Origin of the sequence: Acinetobacter sp. YH12100 (assembly GCF_013419135.1) — a bacterium.
Taxonomy (GTDB): Bacteria; Pseudomonadota; Gammaproteobacteria; order Pseudomonadales; family Moraxellaceae; genus Acinetobacter; species Acinetobacter pseudolwoffii.
On the sequence record NZ_VPAQ01000042.1, the window covers coordinates 1 to 3,951 of the forward strand.

Annotated in this window: 4 protein-coding genes and 2 pseudogenes; 5 read left to right on the plus strand and 1 reads right to left on the minus strand. The window is 55.6% G+C overall.

What is annotated here, in order from left to right; all coding sequences use genetic code 11:
- The 5 genes and pseudogenes from FTU40_RS14910 to FTU40_RS14930 all read left to right on the plus strand — a co-directional run.
- Positions 1 to 75: pseudogene (locus tag FTU40_RS14910) on the plus strand (IS6 family transposase); the annotation flags it as partial.
- Positions 76 to 122: 47 nt separating this feature from the next.
- Positions 123 to 443 (plus strand): annotated as a pseudogene (locus FTU40_RS14915) (recombinase family protein); the annotation flags it as partial.
- 177 nt (positions 444 to 620) lie between these two features.
- Positions 621 to 1,481 (plus strand): aminoglycoside N-acetyltransferase AAC(3)-IIe, encoded by an 861-nt coding sequence (gene aac(3)-IIe / locus FTU40_RS14920; RefSeq protein WP_000557452.1) that lies wholly within the window; start codon positions 621 to 623, stop codon positions 1,479 to 1,481.
- 12 nt (positions 1,482 to 1,493) lie between these two features.
- Positions 1,494 to 2,036, plus strand: a complete 543-nt coding sequence (locus tag FTU40_RS14925; protein WP_002063889.1) for an AAA family ATPase — start codon at positions 1,494 to 1,496, stop codon at positions 2,034 to 2,036.
- A gap of 581 nt (positions 2,037 to 2,617) precedes the next feature.
- Positions 2,618 to 2,809: a hypothetical protein gene (locus FTU40_RS14930; RefSeq protein ID WP_040234282.1), complete on the plus strand. Its 192-nt coding sequence runs from the start codon at positions 2,618 to 2,620 to the stop codon at positions 2,807 to 2,809.
- A gap of 163 nt (positions 2,810 to 2,972) precedes the next feature.
- On the opposite strand, the gene FTU40_RS14935 is transcribed toward FTU40_RS14930, so the two are convergent.
- On the minus strand, positions 2,973 to 3,158 hold the full coding sequence (locus tag FTU40_RS14935; protein WP_004197549.1) for a hypothetical protein: 186 nt from the start codon (positions 3,156 to 3,158) through the stop codon (positions 2,973 to 2,975).
- Positions 3,159 to 3,951 lie beyond the last annotated feature (793 nt).

Sequence of the window (3,951 nt, forward strand, 5' to 3'; positions counted from 1 at the left end):
GGCCAGGCCTCAGCATTTTATTATGGTGATCCCCTGGGCGAAATGCGCCTGGTAAGCAGAGTTTTTGAAATGTAAGGCCTTTGAATAAGACAAAAGGCTGCCTCATCGCTAACTTTGCAACAGTGCCAGAGTTTGATGCTCAGGGTGTCGCGGTTCGGTTTATTGACGACGGGATCAGTACCGACGGTGATATGGGGCAAATGGTGGTCACCATCCTGTCGGCTGTGGCACAAGCTGAACGCCGGAGGATCCTAGAGCGCACGAATGAGGGCCGACAGGAAGCAAAGCTGAAAGGAATCAAATTTGGCCGCAGGCGTACCGTGGACAGGAACGTCGTGCTGACGCTTCATCAGAAGGGCACTGGTGCAACGGAAATTGCTCATCAGCTCAGTATTGCCCGCTCCACGGTTTATAAAATTCTTGAAGACGAAAGGGCCTCGTGATACGCTTATTTTTATAGGTTAATGTCATGATAATAATGGTTTCTTAGACGTCAGGTGGCACTTTTCGGGGAAATGTGCGCGGAACCCCTATTTGTTTATTTTTCTAAATACATTCAATTTCGTTCCACTGAGCGTCAGACCCCGTATAGTGTTTTGCAGTTTAGAGGAGATATCGCGATGCATACGCGGAAGGCAATAACGGAGGCAATTCGAAAACTCGGAGTCCAAACCGGTGACCTGTTGATGGTGCATGCCTCACTTAAAGCGATTGGTCCGGTCGAAGGAGGAGCGGAGACGGTCGTTGCCGCGTTACGCTCCGCGGTTGGGCCGACTGGCACTGTGATGGGATACGCGTCGTGGGACCGATCACCCTACGAGGAGACTCTGAATGGCGCTCGGTTGGATGACAAAGCCCGCCGTACCTGGCCGCCGTTCGATCCCGCAACGGCCGGGACTTACCGTGGGTTCGGCCTGCTGAATCAATTTCTGGTTCAAGCCCCCGGCGCGCGGCGCAGCGCGCACCCCGATGCATCGATGGTCGCGGTTGGTCCGCTAGCTGAAACGCTGACGGAGCCTCACGAACTCGGTCACGCCTTGGGGGAAGGGTCGCCCGTCGAGCGGTTCGTCCGCCTTGGCGGGAAGGCCCTGCTGTTGGGTGCGCCGCTAAACTCCGTTACCGCATTGCACTACGCCGAGGCGGTTGCGGATATCCCCAACAAACGATGGGTGACGTATGAGATGCCGATGCTTGGAAGAAACGGTGAAGTCGCCTGGAAAACGGCATCAGAATACGATTCAAACGGCATTCTCGATTGCTTTGCTATCGAAGGAAAGCCGGATGCGGTCGAAACTATAGCAAATGCTTACGTGAAGCTCGGTCGCCATCGAGAAGGTGTCGTGGGCTTTGCTCAGTGCTACCTGTTCGACGCGCAGGACATCGTGACGTTCGGCGTCACCTATCTTGAGAAGCACTTCGGAGCCACTCCGATCGTGCCAGCACACGAAGCCGCCCAGCGCTCTTGCGAGCCTTCCGGTTAGAGGCCGTCGACAATGATAATCTGGATCAACGGACCTTTCGGCGCCGGAAAGACGACTCTCGCTGAGCGGCTGCGCGATCGGCGTCCGAAATCGCTGATCTTTGACCCTGAGGAAATCGGGTTCGTGGTGAAAGAAACGGTCCCCATACCAGCGAGCGGAGACTATCAGGATCTCCCCTTGTGGAGGGGACTTACGATCGCTGCGGTCAGCGAGATTCGCAGGAATTACTCGCAGGACATCATCATCCCAATGACGCTCGTGCACCCGGACTATCTGACTGAGATACTCGACGGGTTAAGGCAGATCGACGATCAGCTGCTGCACATCTTTCTGATGCTTAACGAGGACCTATTGCGTCACCGGATCTCGAACCAGACCATGCATCCTGACCCGAATCGGAATGCGGAGATTCGAGAGTGGCGATTAGCGAATGTCGCCCGATGCTTGGCCGCAAGGGAACGGCTTCCGTCCACAACCCGTGTTCTCGATAGTGGTGCACACACCAGCGATGAACTTGCAGCGATGGTGCTCGACAGACTCGATCAGCGCACCTGATCGCCTTCGACGCCTGCGCAAAGGGTAGCGCGAGGGTGGTGGTCTCAGTCTGCTTTGCGATTATTCTCCTAAGCCGTACCGCCTGACGGTCGGTTTACGTGACGCGAATGGGCGACTTCCGTTTCGGAAAAGCACCACCGCGGCATAGAGACGCCAGCTGCCGAAGCCTCCGCCTTGAAGGGACACGAACCGTCGACCCGCAAGTTGGTCTACTAAGTGATTGAAATCCAAACGCTCAGGCAAGCGGGGTGTCGGCTGTAGCGTAACGTTAAATTATAGAACCTAAAGCTCCAAATGCTAAATGGTATCAAGGGGCCAAATAGCGGCGGCTACAGTCGCCGCCTTTAACGGATAACAACCCGCAACGACTTTCGAGCCTGATTGGCTTCGCACGGCCTAGACACCAGGGTTGCACATATTTCCAGCATACAATTACACTATAGCTGGATCAAGCCCAAGGTGCACGCCGTACTACGACGCACTTGATCTAAAGTTGGCCCTTATCTCATTGAGACGGATAAAGAAACTCCTCGCAAAGCTCGATTTGTGGCTTCAGCATCGCGGTTCGGCGGTGGACCGCCGTGGTCATCGGCTTCATCGGAGTGCTTCTCGTGGTCAAGCCGGGCTATCTGCCGTTCCAATTGGGTCATTTGGCTGCCATCGGCACCGGGCTGGCCACGGACGCGGCAATCATCATCCTCAGGCGCGTCGGCGGAAAGGTGAAGACCACCAGCATGCTGGGCATCAGTGCCCGGCGCTTGCAGCGCGGCTGAGGCACGACATATGAAGGCGTAGCTGGAAACCCCCGTCAGGCCAAAATTGGCGACAGGGTCTAGATCCCTTATTCTAAAGCGCGGACCGACCCATAGTCGCTATTGGAGTGTCTCAAGCCGCAGGTCGTAGAAACGGCCGAGGCTCCTCAAATGATCGACGATGTCAGCAACAGATGGTCACGCTTTCCTTATCGCTGGCAGATTTTATCGACCACCTCACCAACACGGTCGAAGTCTTCTGCCAGCAGATCGCTCTCTGCAAAACATAGCAATCTTGTCCTACTGCGGTGATTGGGCAGCCGGTGGCGAAGATCTCATCAACGAAATCCGGGATCTGATCTTTACGCATTTCATCCTCCTGATGGCAGGGCGCCGATCGCATGATCTGAATAAGGTATGATCGTCATGGCTGACTGACCGCGCGACGCTTTCAGCGGCGTTGAGGCATAACCGGAGAGCCGCCGTTCATACGTGATGCGGCCTGCACATAGGAAACATGTCCTCACCGTAGAAGTGCAGCCGGATATGATGGCGCCGGCACAGCCAGCGGACGTTCAAAGGCTCGTCATACCTGTCATGATGCGCGTCCACGTGCGCGCAATCACCGTCAATCGACTGATGTTATCCAACATCTGTCCGAGACCCTGCCAGGCATTCCTCAGCGCGCGTGACCAAGAACAACTTTTGAGGTAGGTTGGTGCTGAGTACGGCCGCAGCCTGATAGGCTGCCGCAGCTTGGTCTTGGAAACCAAGACGCGAAAGGAAATCCGCCCGCGTCGCGTGAAAAAGCGGGTAGGTCTCCACGTCCCACTCGTCCTCAATCGCCTTAAGGACCGCCATCCCTGCAGCGGGGTTCATGGCCCACGACACAGCGACTGCTCGATTGAGGGCAACTACGTATGTAGGGCTCAACAGGAAGAGCGCGTCATATCTCGCCAGTATCTCTCGCCAATTGGTGTCTCGAAAGCTCGCAGCCCGCGCGTGACAAGCAGAAATCAACGCTTGCAGAAGATACGGCACTGTTGCAAATAGTCGGTGGTGATAAACTTATCATCCCCTTTTGCTGATGGAGCTGCACATGAACCCATTCAAAGGCCGGCATTTTCAGCGTGACATCATTCTGTGGGCCGTACGCTGGTACT

Coding starts and splice junctions, on each gene's coding strand:
- FTU40_RS14925 (WP_002063889.1), top strand. CDS start 1,494: ATGATAATCTGGATCAACGGACCTTTCGGCGCCGGAAAGACGACTCTC.
- FTU40_RS14935 (WP_004197549.1), bottom strand. CDS start 3,158: ATGCGTAAAGATCAGATCCCGGATTTCGTTGATGAGATCTTCGCCACC.